This is a genomic window from Pseudomonas serboccidentalis, from assembly GCF_028830055.1.
GTDB lineage: Bacteria > Pseudomonadota > Gammaproteobacteria > Pseudomonadales > Pseudomonadaceae > Aquipseudomonas > Aquipseudomonas serboccidentalis.
Genome location: NZ_CP101655.1, coordinates 392,330 through 414,689 on the forward strand (window position 1 = coordinate 392,330; position 22,360 = coordinate 414,689).

Annotated in this window: 21 protein-coding genes; 16 read left to right on the forward strand and 5 right to left on the reverse strand. The window is 60.5% G+C overall.

The features are described from left to right. Positions 1–143 precede the first annotated feature (143 nt). Positions 144–1,376 (reverse strand): CNNM domain-containing protein, encoded by a 1,233-nt coding sequence (locus NN484_RS01670; RefSeq protein WP_215501736.1) that lies wholly within the window; start codon positions 1,374–1,376, stop codon positions 144–146. 12 nt (positions 1,377–1,388) lie between these two features. Further along, the gene (locus NN484_RS01675; RefSeq protein WP_025112187.1) at positions 1,389–2,201 is read right to left on the reverse strand and encodes a cytochrome C assembly family protein; all 813 of its coding nucleotides are present in this window, start codon (positions 2,199–2,201) and stop codon (positions 1,389–1,391) included. 195 nt (positions 2,202–2,396) lie between these two features. Between NN484_RS01675 and ffh the strand changes: the two genes are divergently transcribed. The 6 genes from ffh (at position 2,397) to NN484_RS01705 (ending at position 6,690) form a co-directional block, all read left to right on the forward strand. Further along, a complete protein-coding gene (ffh, locus tag NN484_RS01680) occupies positions 2,397–3,773 on the forward strand; it encodes a signal recognition particle protein (protein ID WP_127650833.1) in 1,377 nt (458 codons plus the stop codon). 410 nt (positions 3,774–4,183) lie between these two features. Further along, positions 4,184–4,435 (forward strand): 30S ribosomal protein S16, encoded by a 252-nt coding sequence (gene rpsP, locus NN484_RS01685; RefSeq protein ID WP_003185073.1) that lies wholly within the window; start codon positions 4,184–4,186, stop codon positions 4,433–4,435. Positions 4,436–4,440: 5 nt separating this feature from the next. Then, positions 4,441–4,977 (forward strand): ribosome maturation factor RimM, encoded by a 537-nt coding sequence (rimM, locus tag NN484_RS01690; RefSeq protein WP_003221979.1) that lies wholly within the window; start codon positions 4,441–4,443, stop codon positions 4,975–4,977. 3 nt (positions 4,978–4,980) lie between these two features. Continuing rightward, positions 4,981–5,733, forward strand: coding sequence for a tRNA (guanosine(37)-N1)-methyltransferase TrmD (gene trmD / locus NN484_RS01695; RefSeq protein WP_003221981.1), 753 nt, complete (start codon positions 4,981–4,983; stop codon positions 5,731–5,733). Positions 5,734–5,778: 45 nt separating this feature from the next. Continuing rightward, entirely contained in the window at positions 5,779–6,129 is a 351-nt protein-coding gene (gene rplS, locus NN484_RS01700; RefSeq protein WP_003175895.1) for a 50S ribosomal protein L19, read from the forward strand. Positions 6,130–6,276: 147 nt separating this feature from the next. Next, the gene (locus NN484_RS01705; RefSeq protein ID WP_127650831.1) at positions 6,277–6,690 is read left to right on the forward strand and encodes an acyl-CoA thioesterase; all 414 of its coding nucleotides are present in this window, start codon (positions 6,277–6,279) and stop codon (positions 6,688–6,690) included. A 117-nt stretch (positions 6,691–6,807) separates the two neighbouring features. On the opposite strand, the gene NN484_RS01710 is transcribed toward NN484_RS01705, so the two are convergent. After that, positions 6,808–8,616: a cation:proton antiporter gene (locus NN484_RS01710; RefSeq protein ID WP_127650829.1), complete on the reverse strand. Its 1,809-nt coding sequence runs from the start codon at positions 8,614–8,616 to the stop codon at positions 6,808–6,810. 108 nt (positions 8,617–8,724) lie between these two features. Here NN484_RS01710 and xerD point away from each other — a divergent pair, with 108 nt between their 5' ends. The 7 genes from xerD (at position 8,725) to NN484_RS01745 (ending at position 16,000) form a co-directional block, all read left to right on the forward strand. After that, positions 8,725–9,621, forward strand: a complete 897-nt coding sequence (gene xerD, locus NN484_RS01715; RefSeq protein ID WP_127650827.1) for a site-specific tyrosine recombinase XerD — start codon at positions 8,725–8,727, stop codon at positions 9,619–9,621. A 234-nt stretch (positions 9,622–9,855) separates the two neighbouring features. Further along, positions 9,856–10,587: a bifunctional protein-disulfide isomerase/oxidoreductase DsbC gene (gene dsbC, locus NN484_RS01720; RefSeq protein WP_007967782.1), complete on the forward strand. Its 732-nt coding sequence runs from the start codon at positions 9,856–9,858 to the stop codon at positions 10,585–10,587. A 130-nt stretch (positions 10,588–10,717) separates the two neighbouring features. Then, positions 10,718–12,022: a homoserine dehydrogenase gene (locus NN484_RS01725; RefSeq protein ID WP_064586124.1), complete on the forward strand. Its 1,305-nt coding sequence runs from the start codon at positions 10,718–10,720 to the stop codon at positions 12,020–12,022. A 105-nt stretch (positions 12,023–12,127) separates the two neighbouring features. Then, a complete protein-coding gene (gene thrC, locus NN484_RS01730; RefSeq protein WP_127650825.1) occupies positions 12,128–13,537 on the forward strand; it encodes a threonine synthase in 1,410 nt (469 codons plus the stop codon). A 119-nt stretch (positions 13,538–13,656) separates the two neighbouring features. After that, positions 13,657–15,030 (forward strand): transporter substrate-binding domain-containing protein, encoded by a 1,374-nt coding sequence (locus NN484_RS01735; protein ID WP_274658490.1) that lies wholly within the window; start codon positions 13,657–13,659, stop codon positions 15,028–15,030. A 117-nt stretch (positions 15,031–15,147) separates the two neighbouring features. Next, complete coding sequence (locus NN484_RS01740; protein ID WP_215501732.1) at positions 15,148–15,555, forward strand: response regulator; 408 nt, start codon at positions 15,148–15,150, stop codon at positions 15,553–15,555. A 163-nt stretch (positions 15,556–15,718) separates the two neighbouring features. Continuing rightward, complete coding sequence (locus tag NN484_RS01745) at positions 15,719–16,000, forward strand: DUF3509 domain-containing protein (RefSeq protein WP_041063178.1); 282 nt, start codon at positions 15,719–15,721, stop codon at positions 15,998–16,000. Between the two features lie 175 nt (positions 16,001–16,175). Here NN484_RS01745 and NN484_RS01750 read toward each other — a convergent pair whose 3' ends face one another. After that, the gene (locus NN484_RS01750) at positions 16,176–17,129 is read right to left on the reverse strand and encodes a TIGR02285 family protein (RefSeq protein ID WP_274658491.1); all 954 of its coding nucleotides are present in this window, start codon (positions 17,127–17,129) and stop codon (positions 16,176–16,178) included. Beyond that, positions 17,083–18,282 (reverse strand): CaiB/BaiF CoA transferase family protein, encoded by a 1,200-nt coding sequence (locus NN484_RS01755; RefSeq protein WP_215501730.1) that lies wholly within the window; start codon positions 18,280–18,282, stop codon positions 17,083–17,085. Before NN484_RS01755 ends, NN484_RS01750 begins: the two co-directional genes overlap by 47 nt. A 146-nt stretch (positions 18,283–18,428) precedes the next feature. Here NN484_RS01755 and NN484_RS01760 point away from each other — a divergent pair, with 146 nt between their 5' ends. The 3 genes from NN484_RS01760 (at position 18,429) to NN484_RS01770 (ending at position 22,174) form a co-directional block, all read left to right on the forward strand. After that, on the forward strand, positions 18,429–18,971 hold the full coding sequence (locus NN484_RS01760) for a YaeQ family protein (protein ID WP_003222001.1): 543 nt from the start codon (positions 18,429–18,431) through the stop codon (positions 18,969–18,971). 54 nt (positions 18,972–19,025) lie between these two features. Further along, the gene (gene recJ, locus NN484_RS01765) at positions 19,026–20,735 is read left to right on the forward strand and encodes a single-stranded-DNA-specific exonuclease RecJ (RefSeq protein WP_274658492.1); all 1,710 of its coding nucleotides are present in this window, start codon (positions 19,026–19,028) and stop codon (positions 20,733–20,735) included. 332 nt (positions 20,736–21,067) lie between these two features. Continuing rightward, positions 21,068–22,174, forward strand: coding sequence for an NADH:flavin oxidoreductase/NADH oxidase (locus tag NN484_RS01770; RefSeq protein WP_215501728.1), 1,107 nt, complete (start codon positions 21,068–21,070; stop codon positions 22,172–22,174). Positions 22,175–22,360 lie beyond the last annotated feature (186 nt).

A 22,360-nucleotide genomic window follows, 5' to 3' on the forward strand; every position in this document is an offset into this window, starting at 1 on the left:
GCGAGGGGGCTTGCCCCCGTTGCACTGCGCAGCAGTGCCGACGCTTCAATCAAAATATCTCGGCTAACGCTTTGTTTAGGCAAATGCGACTGCTGCGCAGCCAAACGGGGGCAAGCCCCTCGCCACAGGGAATGGTGAAGGCTTTAGATGATGGCCGGCACCGAAGTGGTATGCCAGATCAACACCTTGCTCACCCGGTTCTCCTCGGTCTCGAGAATCTCCAGCCGGTATCGCCCGATCTTCAGGCACACCGCGCTTTCTGGAATGGTCTCCAGCGCTTCGGTCACCAGGCCGTTGAGGGTTTTCGGCCCGTCGCTGGGCAGGTGCCAGCCCAGGCATTTATTCAGTTCGCGAATCGACGCGGTACCGTCGATCACCATGCGCCCGTCAGCCTGTGGGTGGATGTGCGGGTTGTCGAGGCTGTGCTCGCTTTCGAATTCGCCGACGATTTCTTCGAGAATGTCTTCCAGAGTGACGATGCCCAGCACCTCACCGTACTCGTCCACCACCATGCCCAAGCGGCGCTGCTGTTTGTGGAAATTCAGCAGTTGCAGCTGCAGTGGCGTGCTTTCCGGAACGAAATACGGTTCGTAGCTGGCAGCCAGCAGCGCTTCGCGGGTCAGCTTGTCATCGTTGAGCAGATGGCGGATTTGCCGGGTGTTGAGCACCGCTTCGACCTGGTTGATGTCGCTGTGGAACACCGGCAGGCGCGTGCGCTTGTTGTGGCGCAGTTGTTCGATGATTTCTTCGATCGAGTCATCGAGATTGATGCCGTCGACATCGCTGCGCGGCACCAGAATGTCATTGACCGTGATGTTGTCCAGCGCGTGGATCCCCGAAACCGGGTGCGTGCGGGACGGATGTTCCGGGTCATCGTGGCGATCGGCAGGCTCTTCGTCTTCGCTCTGCTGCACCACTTGGGCCTTGCGGGCGAAGGGACGCAGCAGCAAGCCGCTGATGCTGCTCAGCAGCCAGGCCAGCGGGTAAAGGATTTTCAGCGGTACGGCCAGCAGGGTATTGCCGAAGGACAGCACGGCGTCTGGATAGCGATGGGCAACGGTGCGCGGGAAGTAATCGGCAAACACCAGCAACACGGCAGCGGCGCCGAGGCAGGCTACCCACGGGCCGTTTTCTTCGCACAGGAAGATCGCCAGCAGCGTGGCGATGACCACTGCGAGGGCGCGGCACAGGGTGTTGCAGAGAATCAGGCTGTCGAGCGGGAAGCTCAGCTTCGCCAGTGGTTTATCGCTGGCGCGCGACGCGGCGCGCTGCGCGAGCAGGTGCTGCTGCGCGATTTCGACGGCGGTAAACAGCCCCGACCATAAAATCAGCAGGACAAATACCGCGAGCATCGGCCCTATGGGCAAACCGTCCATTTATGCCGCCCGTCAGATGTGCAGGATGTATTCACGAACCAGTTTGCTGCCGAAATACGCCAACATCAGCAGGCAGAAACCGGCGAGGGTCCAGCGAATCGCCTTGTGACCACGCCAGCCGAGGCGATTACGGCCCCACAACAGCACGCTGAACACCACCCACGCCAGGCACGCCAGCAGGGTCTTGTGCACCAGATGCTGGGCGAACAGGTTCTCGACGAACAGCCAGCCGGAGATCAGCGACAGCGACAGCAGCGTCCAGCCGGCCCAGAGAAAGCCGAACAGCAGGCTTTCCATGGTTTGCAGCGGCGGGAAGTTCTTGATCAGCCCGGACGGGTGCTTGTGCTTGAGCTGGTGATCCTGCACCAGCAGCAGCAAGGCCTGGAACACCGCGATGGTGAACATGCCGTAGGCCAGGATCGACAGCAGGATATGGGCGAGGATGCCCGGCTCTTCGTCGATGATCTGCACCGTGCCGGCCGGCGCGAACTGCGCCAGCAGCACCGTCGCGGCGCCCAGCGGGAACAGCAGCACCAGCAGGTTTTCCACCGGGATCCGCGAGCAGGCCAGCAATGTAAGGGCAATGACCGCTGCGGCAATCAGGCTGGCGGCGCTGAAGAAGTCCAGGCCCAGGCCGATCGGCGTCAGCAGGTGGGTGAGCAGGCTGGCGCTGTGGGCCAGCACGGCAAGGATGCCGAGCGTAACCAGCAGGCGCTTGTTCGCCTTGGCGCCGGAGGCCAGACGGGTGCCCTGATAAAGGGTCGCAGCGGCATAAAGAAGAGCGGCGGCGAGCGTGGTCAGCAAACTGGGTGACAAGGGGAGCATAAATCCTGTTAGGCAGGCCCGAAAGGCGCTGAGTTTGGCATAGAACCGCCACACCACGAAAGTGCGAGGTGTCCGCCCGACGCAGTCTTCGCTATAATCCGCGACCTGCCCACGCCGCAGGCTCGCCGAGCACATGTTGAATCCGGTCTGGGCCGCCATTATCCCGGTCTACACAGGGCCTGAAAGGATCGCGCAATGTTTGAAAACTTAACCGACCGTCTCTCGCAGACGCTGCGCCATGTCACCGGCAAGGCGAAGCTGACTGAAGACAATATCAAAGACACCCTGCGTGAAGTGCGCATGGCGTTGCTCGAAGCCGACGTCGCCCTGCCGGTGGTCAAGGACTTCGTCAACTCGGTCAAGGAGCGCGCTGTCGGCACCGAGGTGTCGCGCAGCCTGACGCCGGGCCAGGCATTCGTGAAGATCGTCCAGGCCGAACTCGAAAGCCTGATGGGCGCGGCCAACGAAGACCTGAACCTGAGCGCCGTGCCGCCTGCCGTTGTGCTGATGGCGGGTTTGCAGGGTGCCGGTAAAACCACCACCGCCGGCAAACTGGCGCGCTTCCTTAAAGAGCGCAAGAAGAAGTCGGTGATGGTCGTATCGGCGGACGTTTACCGTCCGGCCGCGATCAAGCAGCTGGAAACCCTGGCCAACGACATCGGCGTGACGTTCTTCCCGTCCGACCTGAGCCAGAAGCCGGTCGACATCGCCAACGCGGCTATTAAAGAAGCAAAACTGAAATTCATCGACGTGGTCATCGTCGACACCGCCGGTCGTCTGCACATCGACGAAGAGATGATGGGCGAGATCAAGGCATTGCATGCCGCGATCAACCCGGTCGAAACCCTGTTCGTGGTTGATGCCATGACCGGCCAGGACGCCGCCAACACGGCCAAGGCCTTCGGCGATGCACTGCCGCTGACCGGTGTGATCCTGACCAAGGTCGACGGCGACGCCCGTGGCGGTGCCGCACTGTCGGTACGTGCAATCACCGGCAAGCCGATCAAGTTCATCGGTATGGGTGAGAAGAGCGAAGCGCTCGAGCCTTTCCACCCTGAGCGTATCGCTTCGCGGATCCTCGGCATGGGCGACGTGCTCAGCCTGATCGAACAGGCCGAAGCGACCCTCGACAAGGACAAGGCCGATAAACTGGCCAAGAAGCTGAAGAAGGGTAAGGGCTTCGACCTCGAAGACTTCCGCGATCAGTTGCAACAGATGAAGAACATGGGTGGCCTCGGCGGCCTCATGGACAAACTGCCGAGCATCGGCGGCGTCAACCTGTCGCAGATGGGCAATGCCCAGAATGCGGCAGAGAAGCAGTTCAAGCAGATGGAAGCCATCATCAACTCCATGACCCCGGCCGAGCGCCGCGACCCTGAGCTGATCAGCGGTTCGCGCAAGCGCCGGATCGCCATGGGTTCCGGCACCCAGGTGCAGGACATCGGTCGCTTGATCAAGCAGCACAAGCAGATGCAGAAGATGATGAAGAAATTCTCCGCCAAAGGCGGTATGGCAAAAATGATGCGCGGCATGGGCGGTATGTTGCCCGGCGGCGGCATGCCAAAGATGTGAGGTGTCCCCTCTCGCCCATTCTGCTCACTTATGGCGGCGCCTGATGCCCTCATGCTGCGTTGCTGTTCCTCGCCATAGCGGGCAATGACTCGTTGCGGCGCCTTGCTTGAGGGCATCAGTCACTCGCCAAAAGTGAGCGAAATGGGTGAGACAGGACACAAAGACTTCGCCGGTCGTCGCACCGGCGCAGACCCCGCAAGGACGCGGGATCAACAGCAAACCCGCACTCGGCGGGAGCTGACTGGCCGTTTTCATCGACGGCTCTATATGCAAATCCGCACGGCATGCCATAGGCGCCGGAAAAAGTCATTTGCAAAAGTCCGGATATTCCTTAGAATATGCGGCCTTTCGGGCACCCATGCCCGCTGTGCATTTAGATTTGCAGCACCGACTACAGGAACGATGTTCACATGCTAACAATCCGTCTTGCCCTTGGCGGCTCCAAAAAGCGCCCGTTTTACCACCTGACCGTAACCGACTCGCGTAACCCGCGTGACGGCTCCCACAAAGAACAGGTTGGCTTCTTCAACCCTGTTGCCCGTGGTCAGGAAATCCGTCTGTCCGTGAACCAAGAGCGCGTAGCCTACTGGCTGAGCGTTGGTGCACAGCCTTCTGAGCGTGTTGCTCAGTTGCTGAAGGAATCTGCCAAGGCTGCAGCCTGAGCAGTATGAGCGCGACGCCAGAAAAAGCTGATGACCTGATCGTTGTCGGCAAGATTTTTTCGGTTCACGGCGTTCGCGGCGAGGTGAAGGTCTTTTCCTTTACCGATCCGATTGAAAACCTGTTGGACTACCGCAACTGGACGCTTCGGCGCGAAGGCGTGGTGAAACAGGTCGAGCTGGTCAGCGGCCGATCCACTCAAAAGGATCTGGTTGCCAAGCTCAAAGGCCTCGATGATCGCGATGAAGCCCGTCTTCTGAGCGGTTATGAGATTTGCATCTCGCGAAGCCTTTTGCCCAACCTGACAGGCGACGAGTACTACTGGTACCAGTTGCAGGGTCTGAGCGTCATCAACCAGGACGAGCAATTGTTCGGCAAGGTTGATCACCTGTTGGAGACCGGCGCGAACGATGTATTGGTGGTCAAGCCCTGCGCGGGCAGCCTGGATGATCGCGAGCGGTTGTTGCCCTACACAGAGCAATGCGTGCTGGCAATTGACCTGGATGCAGGCGTGATGAGGGTGGAATGGGACGCGGACTTCTAAGCAATGGCCAGCCTGCGCGTAGACGTCATTACGCTGTTCCCCGAGATGTTCTCGGCCATCAGTGAGTACGGCATTACCAGTCGTGCGGTCAAACAGGGGCTGTTGCAGCTGACCTGTTGGAATCCGCGGGATTACACGACGGATCGGCATCACACTGTGGACGATCGCCCGTTTGGCGGTGGTCCGGGCATGGTGATGAAGATCAAGCCCCTGGAAGATGCTCTGGTTCAGGCCAAGGCAGCAGCCGGGGAGGCGGCGAAGGTGATTTACCTGTCCCCCCAAGGCCGTCAACTGACTCAGTCGGCGGTACGCGAGTTGGCAAAATCGGATGCATTGATCCTGATTGCCGGCCGCTATGAAGGCATTGACGAGCGCTTTATTGAGGCTCATGTCGATGAAGAGTGGTCGATTGGTGACTATGTACTGTCTGGCGGCGAGCTGCCGGCCATGGTCATGATCGATGCGGTTACACGACTGCTGCCTGGAGCTTTAGGGCATGCGGATTCCGCTGAGGAAGATTCCTTTACGGATGGTCTGCTGGATTGCCCGCACTACACCCGACCTGAGGTGTATGCGGATCAGCGTGTTCCCGACGTGTTGCTAAGTGGCAATCACGCGCATATCCGGCGTTGGCGTTTACAGCAGTCCCTTGGTCGGACCTATGAACGACGCGCCGATCTTCTGGAAAGCCGCTCGCTTTCTGGAGAAGAGAAGAAGCTGCTCGAGGAATACATCCGCGAGCGGGACGATAGTTAACAACGTATCGATGGTAGATCAGTTGATTTACCTTAGGAGCACAGCATGACCAACAAAATCATCCTTGCACTCGAAGCAGAGCAGATGACCAAAGAAATCCCTACCTTTGCCCCGGGCGACACCATTGTCGTTCAGGTGAAAGTGAAGGAAGGCGATCGTTCCCGTCTGCAAGCGTTCGAAGGCGTTGTAATCGCCAAGCGTAACCGCGGCGTGAACAGTGCGTTCACCGTTCGTAAAATCTCCAACGGTGTTGGCGTAGAACGTACTTTCCAGACCTACTCCCCGCAGATCGACAGCATGGCTGTTAAACGTCGCGGTGACGTACGTAAAGCCAAGCTGTACTACCTGCGCGACCTGTCGGGTAAAGCAGCTCGCATCAAGGAAAAACTGGCTTAAGTCCAGCTTCCGATGCAGAAAAAAGCAGCCTACGGGCTGCTTTTTTGTTGCCTGCCATTTACCGCCTTCAACCTGTAGGAGCTGCCGAAGGCTGCGATCTTTTGATGTGGCTTTGCCCGGCGCCCGAATATACGAGCAGTAATCTTCATGACCACCCGTGACCAGGAAATCGAACGCCGCACCGAACTCTCGGTGACCCGCGTGACCAAAGCCGTCTTCCCGCCGACCACCAACCACCACAACACCTTGTTCGGCGGCACCGCGCTGGCGTGGATGGACGAAGTGTCGTTCATTACTGCAACACGTTTCTGTCGCCTGCCGCTGGTGACGGTGTCCACCGACCGCATCGACTTCAATCACGCGATCCCGGCCGGCTCGATCGTCGAGTTGGTGGGGCGGGTGATCAAGGTGGGTAACACCAGCCTCAAGGTCGAGGTGGAAGTGTTCGTCGAGAGCATGAGCTGTGACGGTCGCGAGAAGGCGATCCACGGACAGTTCAGCTTTGTGGCGATTGATGATGACAAACGACCGGTGCCGGTGTTGCCAGGGTTTGCAGTCTGATACAGGGCCGAGTCGCGCCATTCGCGAGCAGGCTCGCTCCTACAGTGATCTGGGTGAACACAAATTTGTGTCCGGCACAGAACCTGTGGGAGCGAGCCTGCTCGCGAAGGCGCCAGATCAAACGCCGCTGATCTCAGGCTGAATCAACGCCAGCAGCGTCCACCCCGATCCCGGTTTCACCGTAGTCTCCGGCGTCACCACATGCACCCAGCCACTGTCATCACGCATGAACAGCAATGTGGCGCGATTGCCATGTAGCGCGCGGTAATCATCCCAACCGAACCCGTCCGTCAGCGTCGTACTGTACAACTCGGCGCCCTGGCCCATCTGGCTGGCCAGTTTCGCGTAGGTGAGAGCATCGCTGCCCAGCTGATTGCCCCGGTGCTCAAGGCTCGCGCGGTGCTTGTCGCTGCGACGGCTTTCATGCCCGCTGGCCAGACCAAACAGGCGCTGATGACCGAAGTCGTGGCGAAAGCGCATCGCCGCCAGCGTATTGAGTTCGCCCGACGGCGACAGTGCCAGCAGGTGCCCCAGCCCGACCAGGTCCAGATGCGCATCCGCATGCTGCGAGGCCGGGTTGCCGAAATACGTCGGCAAACCTTCCATGCGCGCGGCGCGGATGTTCTCCCAGCTCGAATCGGTCAGCAGCACCCGGCTGCCCAGTTGTTGCAGTGATTTGCCCAGCGCCCGCGCCGGGCCGTTGGCGCCGACAATCAGGAAACCGCTGGGCGCCGGTTCCGCCACGTTCAGCAGGCGGGCCAGTGGCCGAGCGGTTGCGCTCTGCAGAACCACCGTGCCGATGATCACTGCGAACGTCAGTGGCACCAGCAGCAGGGCGCCTTCGTGCCCGGCCTCATCCAGGCGAATCGCGAAAATCGCCGACACCGCTGCCGCCACGATCCCGCGCGGGGCGATCCAGCACAGTAGGGCGCGTTCACGCCAGTTCAGACTGGAGCCGGCGGTACTCAGCAAGACGTTCAGCGGGCGGGCGATCAGTTGAATCACCAACAACAGAATCAGCACCAGTGGCCCGAGGCCGATCAGCGCATTCAGATCCAGGCGCGCCGCGAGCAGAATGAACAGCCCGGAAATCAGCAGCACGCTGAGGTTTTCCTTGAAGTGCAGAATGTGCCGCACATCCACGCCCTTCATGTTCGCCAGCCACATGCCCATCAGCGTCACCGCGAGCAGGCCGGACTCGTGCATCACCTCGTTGGACGCAATGAAAATCCCCAGCACTGCCGCCAGCGAGGCGAGGTTGTGCAGATATTCCGGCAACCACTGACGGCGGATGATGGTGCCCAGTACCCAGCCACCGACGATGCCGAACACGCTGCCGCAGAGAATCACGCCACCGAAGGTCAGTAGACTTTGTTTGAGCCCGTGGCCCTCGCCGCTGGCGATGATGAAGCTGTAGACCACCACCGCGAGCAGGGCACCGATCGGGTCGATGACGATGCCTTCCCAGCGCAGAATGTTGGCAATCGACGCTTTCGGCCGCACCACCCGCAGCATCGGCACGATCACGGTCGGGCCGGTCACCAGCGTCAGGCTGCCGAAGAGGATCGCGAGCAGCCAGTCGAAACCGAGCAAGAAATGCGTTGCGACGGCGATCACCACCCAGGTGACGAGGGCGCCGAGGGTTACCAGGCGATGCACGACGCTGCCGATCTCGCGCCACTCGGACAGATGCAGGGTCAGGCTGCCCTCGAACAGGATCAACGCCACCGCCAGCGAGACCAGCGGCATCAGCAGCGGACCGAACATTTCCTGCGGATCAAGCCAGCCCAGAATCGGGCCGGCGAGAATACCGGTCAGCAACAGAAACAGAATCGCCGGCAGCTTCAAGCGCCACGCCAGCCATTGGCAACCCAGCGCCGCGGCGCCGATCCCGCCAAATGCCAAGAGAATTTGCTGCTCGTTCATTGATGCTCCCTGTTCCTTGAAATTGCGGGCTATGAAAGACTAGCGTCCATTCCTACAGTTCACTCTACATTTGCGCGCCGTCCCTGAGGCTGCGTGTCTTGAGCGCCCATGCCTGCCATCGACCATCCGCTGATTGATCAATTCCTCGACGCCCTGTGGCTGGAAAAAGGCCTGTCCGACAACACCCGCGGTGCCTACCGCAGCGACCTGGCGCTGTTCAACGGCTGGCTGCAGGAGAAGAACCTGGAGTTGATCAATGCCGGTCGCGAGTTGATCCTCGATCATCTGGCCTGGCGTCTGGAGCAGAACTACAAGCCGCGCTCCACCGCCCGATTTCTCTCCGGGGTGCGTGGCTTTTATCGCTATCTGTTGCGGGAAAAGCTGATTACGGTCGATCCGACCTTGCGCGTCGACATGCCGCAATTGGGTCGGCCGCTGCCCAAATCCCTGTCGGAAGCTGACGTCGAGGCGCTGCTCAAGGCACCGGATCTGAGCGAAGCCATCGGCCAGCGTGATCGCGCCATGCTTGAAGTGCTGTACGCCTGTGGTCTGCGGGTGACCGAACTGGTGAGCCTGACGCTGGAGCAGGTCAACCTGCGTCAGGGTGTGCTGCGGGTGATGGGCAAGGGCAGCAAGGAACGGCTGGTGCCGATGGGCGAGGAAGCGATTGTCTGGGTCGAGCGCTATATGCGCGATGGCCGCAGCGAGCTGCTGGGCGGGCGTCCCAGTGATGTGCTGTTCCCCAGCCAGCGCGGTGAACAGATGACCCGCCAGACCTTCTGGCACCGTATCAAGCATTGGACCAAGGTCGCCGGGATCGGCAAAACGCTGTCGCCGCACACTTTGCGCCATGCGTTTGCCACGCACCTGCTCAACCACGGCGCGGATTTGCGGGTGGTGCAGATGCTGCTTGGGCACAGTGATTTGTCGACCACGCAGATTTACACCCATGTGGCGCGGGCACGGTTGCAGGACCTGCATGCCAAACACCACCCTAGAGGCTGAACCAAATCCCTGTAGGAGCTGCCGAAGGCTGCGATCTTTTGATCGTGCTTGTGATTTCAAAAAAAAGTCAAAGGATCGCAGCCTTCGGCAGCTCCTACCTGTCTTGTGTCAGGCGCATTCGGCCCTGCGGGCCTTATGTGTTAGGCTTTGCCGGTTTGCACGATGGACGGTTATGACCCGGTGTTCCGGCACGGGCGTTCTGACCGTTTCATTTGTCCGCCTTCAGGAGTTCTCATGCGTCTGACCCAGATTTTCGCCGCCGCAGCCATTGCGTTGGTCAGCACCTTTGCCGTCGCCGATGACGCGGCCGACAAAGCCATTCGTCAAAGCCTGGAAAAACTCGAACTCGAGGTTCCGGTAGAAAGCATCAGCGCCAGCCCGTTGCCGGGCATGTATGAAGTCAAGCTCAAGGGCAGCCGTGTGCTGTACGCCAGCGCCGACGGCCAGTACATCGTTCAGGGTTACCTGTTCCAGCTCAAGGACGGCAAACCGGTCAACCTGACCGAGAAGACCGAGCGCCTTGGCATCTCCAAACTGATCAACGCCATTCCGGTGGCCGAAACCGTGGTCTATCCGGCCGTGGGCGAGACCAAATCGCACATCACCGTGTTCACCGACACCACCTGCCCGTACTGCCACAAGCTGCACGCCGAAGTGCCTGAGCTGAACAAGCGTGGCATCGAAGTGCGTTATGTTGCGTTCCCGCGTCAGGGCCTCGGTTCGCCGGGTGACGAGCAACTGCAAGCCGTGTGGTGCTCGACCGACAAGAAAGCCGCCATGGACAAGATGGTCGATGGCAAGGAAATCAAGGCCGCCAAGTGCGCGAACCCGGTTTCCAAACAGTTCGCCCTCGGTCAGTCGATCGGCGTGAACGGCACACCGGCCATCGTTTTGGCCGACGGACAAGTCATTCCGGGCTACCAGCCGGCGCCACAAGTCGCCAAACTGGCACTGGGCGCCAAGTAATTCGCATCGTCACGGTCAGCCTTGACGATCATGGTCCGGCAGCAACATCGCCGGGCCATTAATAGAGAGCCGCGAGCACGCGGTTGTTTTCCGGCCGACCTTGCGTCGGCCGTTTCATGGGGAGTTCACAGTGAATCCGGTCAAAGTAGGCATCTGTGGGTTAGGGACCGTCGGTGGCGGTACCTTCAACGTACTTCAGCGCAACGCCGAGGAAATTGCTCGTCGTGCCGGGCGTGGGATCGAAGTGGCACAAATTGCCATGCGCACGCCAAAGCCTCAGTTCCAGACGACCGGTATTGCGATTACCAACGATGTCTTCGAAGTGGCCACGAACCCTGAGATCGACATCGTCATAGAGCTGATGGGCGGCTACACCGTTGCCCGCGAGCTGGTACTCAAGGCCATCGAGAATGGCAAGCATGTGGTCACCGCGAACAAGGCACTGATTGCCGTTCACGGTAATGAGATTTTCGCCAAGGCACGCGAGAAAGGCGTGATCGTGGCATTCGAAGCGGCTGTGGCCGGCGGCATTCCGGTGATCAAGGCGATCCGTGAAGGCCTGTCCGCCAACCGCATCAACTGGGTCGCCGGGATCATCAACGGCACCGGTAACTTCATTCTCACCGAAATGCGCGAGAAGGGTCGCACCTTCGAAGACGTGCTGGCCGAAGCGCAGGCGCTGGGCTACGCCGAAGCCGATCCGACCTTCGACGTCGAAGGCATCGACGCGGCGCACAAGCTGACGATTCTGGCTTCGATCGCGTTCGGCATTCCGCTGCAATTCGACAAGGCTTACACCGAAGGCATCACCAAACTGACCACCGCCGACGTGAACTACGCCGAAGCGCTGGGCTACCGCATCAAGCACCTCGGTGTGGCCCGCAGCACTGCGGCCGGTATCGAATTGCGCGTACACCCGACGCTGATTCCGGCCGATCGTCTGATCGCCAACGTCAACGGCGTGATGAACGCGGTGATGGTCAACGGTGACGCCGCGGGTTCGACGCTGTTCTACGGCGCCGGCGCCGGCATGGAGCCGACCGCTTCGTCGGTGATCGCCGACCTGGTGGACGTGGTTCGCGCGATGACCTCCGATCCGGAAAACCGCGTGCCGCACCTGGCCTTCCAACCCGACTCGCTGTCGGCCCATCCGATCCTGCCGATCGAAGCCTGCGAAAGCGCCTACTACCTGCGCATTCAGGCCAAGGACCATCCGGGCGTACTGGCTCAGGTGGCGAGCATCCTCTCGGAGCGTGGCATCAACATCGAGTCGATCATGCAGAAGGAAGTCGAAGAGCACGATGGCCTGGTGCCGATGATCCTGCTGACCCATCGCGTGGTCGAGCAGCGCATCAACGATGCGATCACCGCCCTCGAAGCGCTGGCCGGCGTCAATGGTCCGGTTGTGCGGATCCGCGTCGAACACTTGAATTAACAGCAGCGGCAAGTTTCCAGCTTCAAGCTGCAAGTAAAAGCAGAGCCGCTTTTCACTTGTAGCTTGTAGCTCACAGCTTGTAGCTCAAACCGAAGGTTTGCCCTCATGCGTTATATCAGTACCCGCGGCCAGGCACCGGCCCTGAATTTCGAAGATGTCCTGCTGGCCGGTCTCGCCACCGACGGCGGTTTGTACGTCCCGGAAAACCTGCCACGTTTCACCCAGGAAGAAATCGCTTCCTGGGCCGGCCTGCCGTATCACGAGCTGGCTTTCCGCGTCATGCGCCCGTTTGTCACCGGCAGCATTCCTGACGCCGATTTCAAAAAAATCCTCGAAGAAACCTACGGCGTGTTCTCGCACAGCGCCGTTGCGCCGCTGCGTCAGTTGAATGGCAATGAATGGGTCATGGAGCTGTTCCACGGCCCGACCCTGGCGTTCAAGGACTTCGCCCTGCAATTGCTCGGTCGTCTGCTCGACTATGTGCTGGAAAAGCGCGGCGAGCGCGTGGTGATCGTCGGCGCCACCTCCGGTGACACCGGTTCGGCCGCCATCGAAGGCTGCAAGCATTGCGAAAACGTCGACATCTTCATCCTGCACCCGCACAACCGTGTGTCCGAGGTGCAGCGTCGGCAGATGACCACCATTCTCGGCGAGAACATCCACAACATCGCCATCGAAGGCAACTTCGATGACTGCCAGGAAATGGTCAAGGCGAGCTTCGCCGACCAGAGCTTCCTCAAGGGCACGCGCCTGGTCGCGGTCAATTCGATCAACTGGGCGCGGATCATGGCCCAGATCGTCTACTACTTCCACGCAGCCCTGCAGTTGGGCGGCCCGGCGCGTTCGGTGGCGTTCTCGGTACCGACCGGCAACTTCGGCGACATCTTCGCTGGTTACCTGGCGCGCAACATGGGCCTGCCGATCAACCAGTTGATCGTCGCCACCAACCGCAACGACATCCTGCACCGCTTCATGAGCGGCAACCAGTACGTCAAGGAAACCCTGCACGCCACGCTGTCGCCGTCGATGGACATCATGGTCTCGTCGAACTTCGAACGCCTGCTGTTCGACCTGCACGGTCGCAACGGTGCCGCGATTGCCGGGCTGATGGACTCGTTCAAGCAGGGCGGTGGTTTCAGCGTCGAACAAGAGCGCTGGACCGAAGCCCGCAAGCTGTTCGACTCGCTGGCCGTGGATGACGCGCAAACCTGCGAAACCATCGCCGAAGTCTACGAGCAGTGCGGTGAAGTGCTGGATCCGCACACTGCCATCGGCGTGCGTGCTGCCCGCGAATGCCGACGCAGCCTGGACATCCCGATGGTGATCCTGGGCACCGCACATCCGGTGAAATTCCCGGATGCCGTGGAGAAAGCGGGTGTAGGAAAAGCTCTCGAACTGCCTGCACATCTTTCTGATTTGTTTGAGCGAAACGAGCGCTGCACCGTTCTGCCAAATGAGCTCAAAGCCGTACAGGCCTTTGTCAGCCAGCATGGCAACCGCGGCAAGCCGCTCTAAGCCGAAAAAGCTGTCACATTTTGAAGCCCGTCTCTTGACGGGCTTTTTTGTTTCTGCTGCCACACTGCTCGGGTTTTCGCCCATGAAGGACGGGTGAGTCGATCACGAAGGAAGTGGCAATGCTGTTTGAACGAGCAATTAAACCGGCCCTGGGCTGGTTCCTGTTGTTGTGCCTGAGTGGATTCGTTCGCGGGGGCATGGCGGCACAAATGGTGCTGCACGAACAGGTGCAGGCACAGAAGATTGAGTTGATTGAGCTGGACGAGCGAGAGCGGCGCTGGATACGTGACAACCCCAGCGTGACGGTCGCTTCGGTGCAATATCCCTTGTACCTGTTCCAGGACGAACACGGTCACTGGACAGGCTTGAACATTGATGTGCTCAAACGCATCAGTGCCATGACCGGTTTGCAGTTTGTGCACGAGGAATCGTTTTCCACCGATCAGATGCTGGAGCGCCTGCAAAGTGGCGCGGCGGATCTGAGTACGACCCTGGCGATGAATGACCAGCGCAAAGCGTTCCTGGATTTCAGTCACGCGTTTGGCGGTGCAGGCTGGGTGTTCGTCGGACGCAAGGACGAGCCGGCGATCCAGTCTCTGGAACAACTGGTCAAACGGGTATTGGTATTACCTGCAAGGCACGCGCTGGAGGACGCTGTCCGGCGCGAATATCCGTCAATCGAGGTGCTTTCGGTCAAGACGTATGCCGAGGCGCGGGCGCTGGTTGAAAGCGGTGAGGCCTATGCCACCATTGAAAATGAAATCGGTGCGCAGCTGTTTCCTTCCGGCTTGCTCAAGGTCGGCGCGTTGGTGGAAGGGCGTTGGGAAGCCGATCACCTGGCTGTGCGCAAGGGTATGCCCGAACTGGTCAGTATCCTGAACAAGGCACTGGGCGCCTTTCCCGCCGCAGAGTTACGTGCCATCCGAGTGAAGTGGCTGGGCGGTGTTGCTCCGCCGGCGCCGCTTTCGCTGTGGGACGAAGTCGTCGGTTGGGGCTGCTGGGGCATGGGGGGGCTGGGGGCCTTCGGGCTGCTGTCGCTGGTCTGGAACCGGCGGCTGACCGCCGTCATCCGGCAACGGTGCGAAGCGGAAAAACACTTGGGCGACCAACTGGCCTTTCAGCACGCGTTGATCGATGCGATGCCTGATCCGGTCTTCGTTCGCGACCTGCAAGGCCGCCTGGTGATGTGCAATCGCAGCTACGAAGAAGCGCTTTCGATCCGGTTCGAGCAGGTGCAGGGGCGGCTGCTGTTCGAAGTCGATGCGCTGCCCGAAGCCACTGCACGGATGCTGCACGACGAGTTCATGGTGCAGATGCACACGCGCAAGGCCCGTTTCAGCAAACGTCAGTTGGCGTTCAAAAGCGGCCCCAAAGCGATCTACCAGTGGACCGTACCGTTTTACAGCGCCGACGGACAATTGCGTGGCCTGCTCGGTGGCTGGACCGACATCAGCCAGCGCCGCACGGAAAGCGGCTGCCAATGTCCGCACTGAAGATGGGAAATGTCCTATAGGACGCGACGCCTTTTCCGATGGGAGGCTGAGGACGGCTCCCCTAGAGTGAACGGCCCATGCGGCAAGAGTCCGCCACCGCCGTTTCCGAGGTCGTCGATGCGCTCGCTAAAAGTCCTGATTCTTGAACCCAATCCGTTCCAACTGATGGCGTTGCATCAGATGCTCAATGCCATCGGCATCTACGACGTGCTCACCGCGCCGACAGGGTCCTCGGCGCTGGTTTCCCTGGGCCATCGCGGTGCAGTGGATATTGCGATCTGCGATCCGCAGCTCAAGGGTGGCGATGGAATGGCGCTGATCCACCACTTGGCGGCACAGCGCCAGGCTCGCGGGCTGATTCTGCTGGGGCCGGTGGCCGCCGGCCTGCTGACGGATCTTGAACACTTGCTGCAGGGACGTGAGCCGATGTTGCTGGGGCGCCTGCATACGCCGGTCTCGGCAGTATTGATGAGAGGCCTGCTGGACGCCTATCTGGCGGCCACGCGTACGCCGCTCATCGCCTGAACAGCACCGATATTTTTCTGTCATCTTCAGCGTGCATGCTCTGACAGACCGGTAACTGCTCAGGGAGGAGCCCGGTATTCAGAACTTTCTTCTCGGGCCGGTGGTCATTTATTGTGAACACGCCCCAGGCACAATGTTTTCGGACTATTGAGTGGAGATCGAGATGGAAAGTATCAGTCTATTGCTCGGTGAGGCTCTGAGCCCGTATCAGGTGACGTTGACCCCTTGTGGTGCCCACGGCGAATGCCTGGTGACCCTCAAGAACAGCAACGGCGCCCTCGTGGTGGAGCGCGAATTCAATCAGGCGCAGTTGACCGACAAACGCCTGCTGACAGACGTCGTTGACGGTTTGCACCGCGACGTCCTGATCGCCGAAGGGCGACTGGAGCCGTGTGTCATCGCGGCCTTGCGCAATGCGGCGCTGGATAAGCGCGCGGCCCTGTAAAGATGAAATATTTTTTGTGGGAACCTTCCTGCATCCCCATCAGTCAGACCCCATAACAGCAGGATCAAGCATTGTGCTCCGGTGCTTGTCGCTTGCTGCTACGGGTCTTTATACAGGCCACGTTTAACCCCGAGTCGTCTCCCCACTTCTCGGGGTTTCTTTTTGCCTGCAGGTTTTACGGCGCGGTCTGTTGCTCGAAAAATATCCGTGCCTGCTCGAGATAATCGCTGCGCATGCCCGGGTCCAGCCAGTCGGCGTAGAGCCGGTTCAGGTGCTCATGGGGCAGGGTACGCAGCAGTTGGTTGATCTCGCTGATGGCTTGCCGACCTTCGGCAGTGTCAGAGCAGCCGACGTATCCCGACAGGTACTTGCCTGTGCCCTGGATCGGATAGAACACCAATTCATCTTCGGCAATTTGCGCCTGATGGGCCTGGTAGCGGATTTCGGGCCAATAGCCCAAAACCACCTGCAGACGGCCCAGGCGCTGCATCGACAGCAGGCTGCTCAGGGCATCGTTGCCGTAATGCGGCGTCAACGCACCGCCGGGGGCCTGCTTGAGCAGAGTGTCGAGAAACTCGCCGTAACTGCGTTCTGCGACGACTCCGACCTTGATTTCGCCGTTGGCCAGAAATGCCGTCAGATCGACTTCGCCATCGATCAGGTACGGTGCCAGTACGTCGCGATCCTTCTGACGCACCACCAGTCCATTACTGACAGCGCGAAACGCCGGGATGGAGAACGCGATCCATTGCGTGCGCTCCTTGCTCCAGATCAGCGAGGGATCGCAGGTAAAGGACGGCTCGTGCAGCATCTGCATGCCCCGGGCGCGGTTGACCCGCATCAGCGTGTGTTCGTATTGCGGCATGCCGGCAATCAGCATCGGCATCAGTTGATCAATGACACCCTGGCCCTTTTTCGGGCCTTCGAAAATGGTCAGCGGCGGCAGGTCGCGCAGTAACCAGGTCAAGGTCGGTTTGGCCTGGGCCCAGGCCGGCAGGGTCAGCAGAAACAATAAGCCGAACAGCCGCCACGTCCACCAGTGGTGGGCGCGGTTGGCGTCCGATGTCTGCCGAGGTTTCAGCTTAAATGGCTCCGTCTGCGCGCAAGTGGGCGATCTGCTGTTCGTCATAGCCAAGATCGCTTAGAACCTGCGCATTGTGTTCACCGAGCTGCGGCCCGACCCATTCGGACGTACCCGGTGTCTCAGAGAGTTTCGGCACGATGCCCGGCATCTTGAAGGGCTTGCCGTCCGGCAGTTTGGCCTGCAGGAACATCTCCCGCGCCAGGTACTGCGGATCGCTGAACATGTCTTCGGCGCTGAAGATCCGGCTGGCCGGCACTTCTGCCTGGTTCAGCAGGTCGAGCACGCTTTGCAGCGGCAGCGAGTTGACCCACCGATCAATCACCCCATACAACTCGTCACGGCGACTGTCGCGCCCGTCGTTGCTCGCCAGCGCCGGGTCGTTGGCCAGATCCTCGCGGCCGATGATCAGCATGAAACGCTTGAAAATCGCGTCGCCATTGGCACCGATCTGCACATGCTTGCCGTCGGCGCTGGTGTGGATCGAGGACGGCGTGATGCCCGGCATGATGTTGCCGGTGCGCTCGCGGATGAAGCCGAACACGTCGAACTCCGGGACCATGCTTTCCATCATCGCGAAGATCGCTTCGTAGAGCGCCACATCGACCACTTGGCCGAGCCCGCCATTCACTTCGCGATGACGCAGCGCCATCAACGCGCCAATCACGCCCCACAGCGCGGCAATCGAGTCGCCGATGGAAATTCCGGTGCGCACCGGTGGCCGGTCTTCGAAACCGGTGATGTAGCGCAAGCCGCCCATGGACTCGCCGACCGCACCGAAGCCCGGTTGATCTTTCATCGGTCCGGTCTGGCCGAAGCCCGAGAGGCGTACCATCACCAGTTTCGGGTTCAGCGCGTGCAGGGTTTCCCAGCTCAGCCCGAGTTTTTCCAGCACGCCAGGACGGAAGTTCTCGATCAGGATGTCGGCTTCGCCGAGGAGTTTTTTCAGGATCGCCAGGCCATCGGGGTGCTTGAGGTTCAGCGTCAGCGACTTTTTGTTGCGCGCCTGAACGAACCACCACAACGAGGTGCCTTCATACAATTTACGCCACTTGCGCAGCGGGTCGCCGCCGTCGGGCGATTCGATCTTGATCACTTCGGCACCGAACTCGCCGCAAATGCGCGAGGCAAACGGCCCGGCAATCAACGTACCCAATTCAATGACTTTCACACCGCTGAGCGGTTTGTTGGCGAACGGCATACTGAATCCTGTAGGACAAGGCTGTGCGGATACAGCGTTTTAACATAGCCGACTGTCAGACGCCGCAGGTTGATCGCCATCAATTCGATGATTGCCTACCGCATCGGTTAGACTTGCCGACTTTCCTCGTATCAAGAAGCCCGTTCATGGCCCAGCCGTCCACTACCTATAAATTCGAACTGAACCTCACCGACCTCGACCGCAGCGTCTACGAGAGCGTCAAGCAGACCATCGCCCGTCACCCTTCGGAAACCGAAGAGCGCATGACCGTGCGGCTGCTGGCCTACGCCCTCTGGTACAACGAACTGCTGTCGTTTGGCCGTGGTCTGTCGGACGTGGATGAACCTGCGCTGTGGGAAAAAAGCCTGGATGACCGCGTCCTGCACTGGATCGAAGTCGGCCAGCCGGACGCCGATCGTCTGACCTGGTGCTCGCGTCGCACCGAACGCACCAGCCTGCTGGCCTACGGCAGCCTGCGTGTGTGGGAAGGCAAAGTGGTGCCGGTGGCGAAGAACCTGAAAAACGTCAACATCGCCGCCGTGCCGCAAGAAGTGCTGGAAACCCTGGCCAAGGACATGCCCCGCGTCATCAAGTGGGACGTGATGATCAGCGAAGGCACGATCTTCGTCACCGACGACCGTGGTCAGCACGAAGTCCAACTGGAATGGCTGGCAGGCGAACGCGGCTAATCCCGCGTCGCGACTGATTAATCCCACGTATTCAAGAGAAGTTTCCGTTACCCCATGCGTATTGATCCTCGACCGTTGCCTGCCACTCTGCCGTTTCTCGGTGACCTGCCACCGCTGTTGACCCGTTTATACGCGGCGCGGGGCGTGCAGTCCGAGGCGGAGCTGGATAAAAGCCTGGCGCGGCTGATTCCGTTCCAGCAGCTCAAAGGCATCGAGGCGGCGGTGGATCTGCTGGTGACGGCGCTGGAGCAGCGCCAGCGGATCCTGATCGTCGGTGACTTCGACGCCGATGGCGCGACGGCCAGTACGGTCGGCGTGCTTGGCTTGCGTCTGCTGGGCGCAGCACATGTCGATTATCTGGTGCCGAACCGCTTCGAATACGGCTACGGCCTGACCCCGGAAATCGTCGAAGTCGCGCTGAGCCGCGAGCCGCAGTTGCTGATCACCGTCGACAACGGCATCTCCAGCGTCGAGGGCGTGGCAGCGGCGAAAAAGGCCGGGCTCAAGGTGTTGATCACCGACCACCACTTGCCCGGCGATGAGCTGCCACAGGCTGATGCGCTGGTCAATCCGAACCAGCCAGGCTGCGCATTCCCGAGCAAGGCGCTGGCCGGGGTCGGGGTGATTTTCTACGTGTTGATGGCCTTGCGCGCGCGTCTGCGCAGCCTTGGCTGGTACGAGAGCAAACCACAACCGAACATTGGCGAACTGCTGGATCTGGTGGCGTTGGGCAGCGTCGCCGACGTGGTGCCGCTGGACGCCAACAACCGGATTCTGGTGCATCAGGGGCTGGAGCGGATTCGCGCCGGGCGTGCACGGCCGGGGATCAAGGCGATTCTCGAAGTCGCCAAGCGTGATGCGGCGCGTATCACCTCCACGGATCTGGGCTTTATTGTCGGCCCGCGCCTGAATGCGGCGGGGCGCCTGGACGACATGAGCCTGGGTATCGAATGCCTGCTGACCGCCGACGCCAATCTGGCGCGGGAAATGGCCGCGCAACTGGACGGCATGAACCAGGATCGCAAATCCATCGAGCAGGGGATGCAGCGTGAGGCGCTGGCCCAGCTCAAGGACTTGCCGATGGAATCGATGCCGTTCGGCCTGTGCCTGTTCGATCCCGAGTGGCACCAGGGCGTGATCGGCATTCTTGCGTCGCGGATGAAAGAGCGTTATTTCCGCCCGACTATTGCCTTTGCCGATGCCGGTGACGGTTTGCTCAAGGGCTCGGGACGTTCGGTGCAGGGCTTCCACATTCGTGATGCCCTGAGCGTGGTGGCCGCGCAGCATCCGAATCTGATCGCCAAGTACGGTGGACACGCCATGGCGGCCGGCCTGACCTTGCCGCAGGAGAATTTTCCTCTTTTCGCCGAAGCATTCGACGCCGAAGTGCGTAGGCAACTTCGTGAGGAAGACCTTACCGGGCGCATGCTGTCGGACGGCACGCTGGCGGTCGAGGAATTCCACCTCGAACTGGCCCGCGCCCTGCGTCACGCCGGGCCGTGGGGGCAACACTTCCCCGAGCCGCTGTTCCATGGCGTGTTCCAGTTGGTCGAGCAGCGCGTGGTGGGCGAGCGGCACCTGAAAGTGGTGCTGAAAAGCGAGTGCGGCTCAGTGAAGCTCGACGGCATCGCCTTCGGCATCGACCGTGATGTCTGGCCGAACCCGACCATCCAGTGGGTTGAACTGGCTTATAAGCTCGACGTCAACGAGTTTCGGGGCAATGAGACGGTGCAGTTGATGATTGCCCACATCGAACCGCGTTGATCGGTTAAAACATTTCGAACAACTCTGTGGCGAGGGGGCTTGCCCCCGTTCCAGTGCGCAGCCCTGGCGGGTTCCTGCTTCTCTGAAAAGCCGGGGCCGCTTCGCAGCCCAACGGGGGCAAGCCCCCTCGCCACAGGTTATCGGGCCAGCAAAGTTTGCTTGAACCCTCCCTCATCCCCGGTTGTCGACTAGGCTCTAAGCACTGCTTGATTGGCCTTGTGACGTCTTGTCGAATGTTTTGCCCGCGGGGGCGGGTGCTGCACCGTTTCCTGTCACTCGTCGACTTTTCAAACAGAACCCTGGAGCCTGCCCACTGATTTGAGAGGTGCCCCATGAGTCTGCTGCTCGAACCCTTTATCCTTCGCCAACTGACCCTGCCCAACCGCATCGCCGTCTCGCCGATGTGCCAGTACTCCAGCGTCGACGGACTGGCCAATGACTGGCATCTGGTGCACCTGGGCAGCCGTGCGGTGGGCGGCGCCGGCCTGGTTTTCACAGAGGCCACGGCGGTCACGGCCGACGGGCGGATCACCGCCGAAGACCTCGGTTTGTGGAACGACGAACAGATCGAACCGCTGCAACGCATCACCCGTTTCATCACCGCCCAGGGCGCTGTCGCCGGCATCCAGCTGGCCCACGCCGGGCGCAAGGCCAGCACCCATCGGCCGTGGCTCGGCAAACATGGCAGCGTCAAACCGGAGGATGGCGGCTGGACCCCGGTCGGGCCATCGCCGATTGCCTTCGACCCGCAACACACGCAACCGAAACAGCTCGATGAAGCGCAGATCGGCGAAGTCATTCAAGCCTTCGTCGCCGCAGCCAAGCGTGCGCTGACGGCAGGTTTCAGTGTGGTCGAGGTGCATGCCGCCCACGGCTATCTGCTGCATCAGTTTCTGTCACCGTTGAGTAACCAGCGCCGCGATCAATACGGTGGCTCGTTCGAAAACCGTATTCGACTGGTGCTGCAAATCACCGAGGCCGTTCGCGAGGTCTGGCCGCAAGAGTTGCCGGTGTTCGTCAGGGTGTCAGCAACCGATTGGGTTGAAGACGGCTGGAACCCGGATGAAACCGTGGAGCTGGCGCGTCGCCTCAAGGCATTGGGGGTGGATCTGATCGACGTCTCGTCCGGTGGCACCGCCGCCAACGCCGAGATTCCCGTTGGGCCGGGCTACCAGACACGGTTCGCCGAACGGGTACGCAAGGAGTCAGGCATCGCCACCGGCACCGTCGGCATGATTACCGAGCCGGCACAGGCTGAGCATATTCTGCGCACCTGTCAGGCTGACATCATCTTCCTCGCCCGCGAGCTGCTGCGCGACCCGTACTGGCCGCTGCACGCCGACGATGATCTGGGCGGGCGCAAAGCAGTGTGGCCAGCGCAATATCAGCGCGCGACCCATCGTGATCAGCCGATTCATGAGTCTGATCTGCGCGATTGAGTGAATCTTTGAAATGCAGAAGCCCCAGCCAGTGATGGCTGGGGCTTTTTTTCTGGTTGGTGTTTTTGTGCTGACTGGGCGGACGCTATCGCGAGCAGGCTCACTCCTACAGGGGTATCTGTCGTTCACAAAATGAGTGTTCGACACCGATCAACTGTAGGAGTGAGCCTGCTCGCGATGAGGCCC

Bases quoted from the DNA above. Each gene is read 5' to 3' on its own strand.
- NN484_RS01755 (WP_215501730.1), bottom strand. From the start codon at position 18,282: ATGCCGTTCGCCAACAAACCGCTCAGCGGTGTGAAAGTCATTGAATTG.
- rimM (WP_003221979.1), top strand. From the start codon at position 4,441: ATGAGCGCGACGCCAGAAAAAGCTGATGACCTGATCGTTGTCGGCAAG.
- thrC (WP_127650825.1), top strand. From the start codon at position 12,128: ATGCGTTATATCAGTACCCGCGGCCAGGCACCGGCCCTGAATTTCGAA.
- dsbC (WP_007967782.1), top strand. From the start codon at position 9,856: ATGCGTCTGACCCAGATTTTCGCCGCCGCAGCCATTGCGTTGGTCAGC.
- NN484_RS01740 (WP_215501732.1), top strand. From the start codon at position 15,148: ATGCGCTCGCTAAAAGTCCTGATTCTTGAACCCAATCCGTTCCAACTG.
- NN484_RS01750 (WP_274658491.1), bottom strand. From the start codon at position 17,129: ATGACGAACAGCAGATCGCCCACTTGCGCGCAGACGGAGCCATTTAAG.
- NN484_RS01770 (WP_215501728.1), top strand. From the start codon at position 21,068: ATGAGTCTGCTGCTCGAACCCTTTATCCTTCGCCAACTGACCCTGCCC.
- NN484_RS01705 (WP_127650831.1), top strand. From the start codon at position 6,277: ATGACCACCCGTGACCAGGAAATCGAACGCCGCACCGAACTCTCGGTG.
- NN484_RS01735 (WP_274658490.1), top strand. From the start codon at position 13,657: ATGCTGTTTGAACGAGCAATTAAACCGGCCCTGGGCTGGTTCCTGTTG.
- NN484_RS01710 (WP_127650829.1), bottom strand. From the start codon at position 8,616: ATGAACGAGCAGCAAATTCTCTTGGCATTTGGCGGGATCGGCGCCGCG.
- NN484_RS01670 (WP_215501736.1), bottom strand. From the start codon at position 1,376: ATGGACGGTTTGCCCATAGGGCCGATGCTCGCGGTATTTGTCCTGCTG.
- NN484_RS01760 (WP_003222001.1), top strand. From the start codon at position 18,429: ATGGCCCAGCCGTCCACTACCTATAAATTCGAACTGAACCTCACCGAC.
- trmD (WP_003221981.1), top strand. From the start codon at position 4,981: ATGGCCAGCCTGCGCGTAGACGTCATTACGCTGTTCCCCGAGATGTTC.
- recJ (WP_274658492.1), top strand. From the start codon at position 19,026: ATGCGTATTGATCCTCGACCGTTGCCTGCCACTCTGCCGTTTCTCGGT.
- rplS (WP_003175895.1), top strand. From the start codon at position 5,779: ATGACCAACAAAATCATCCTTGCACTCGAAGCAGAGCAGATGACCAAA.
- NN484_RS01745 (WP_041063178.1), top strand. From the start codon at position 15,719: ATGGAAAGTATCAGTCTATTGCTCGGTGAGGCTCTGAGCCCGTATCAG.
- rpsP (WP_003185073.1), top strand. From the start codon at position 4,184: ATGCTAACAATCCGTCTTGCCCTTGGCGGCTCCAAAAAGCGCCCGTTT.
- xerD (WP_127650827.1), top strand. From the start codon at position 8,725: ATGCCTGCCATCGACCATCCGCTGATTGATCAATTCCTCGACGCCCTG.
- NN484_RS01675 (WP_025112187.1), bottom strand. From the start codon at position 2,201: ATGCTCCCCTTGTCACCCAGTTTGCTGACCACGCTCGCCGCCGCTCTT.
- ffh (WP_127650833.1), top strand. From the start codon at position 2,397: ATGTTTGAAAACTTAACCGACCGTCTCTCGCAGACGCTGCGCCATGTC.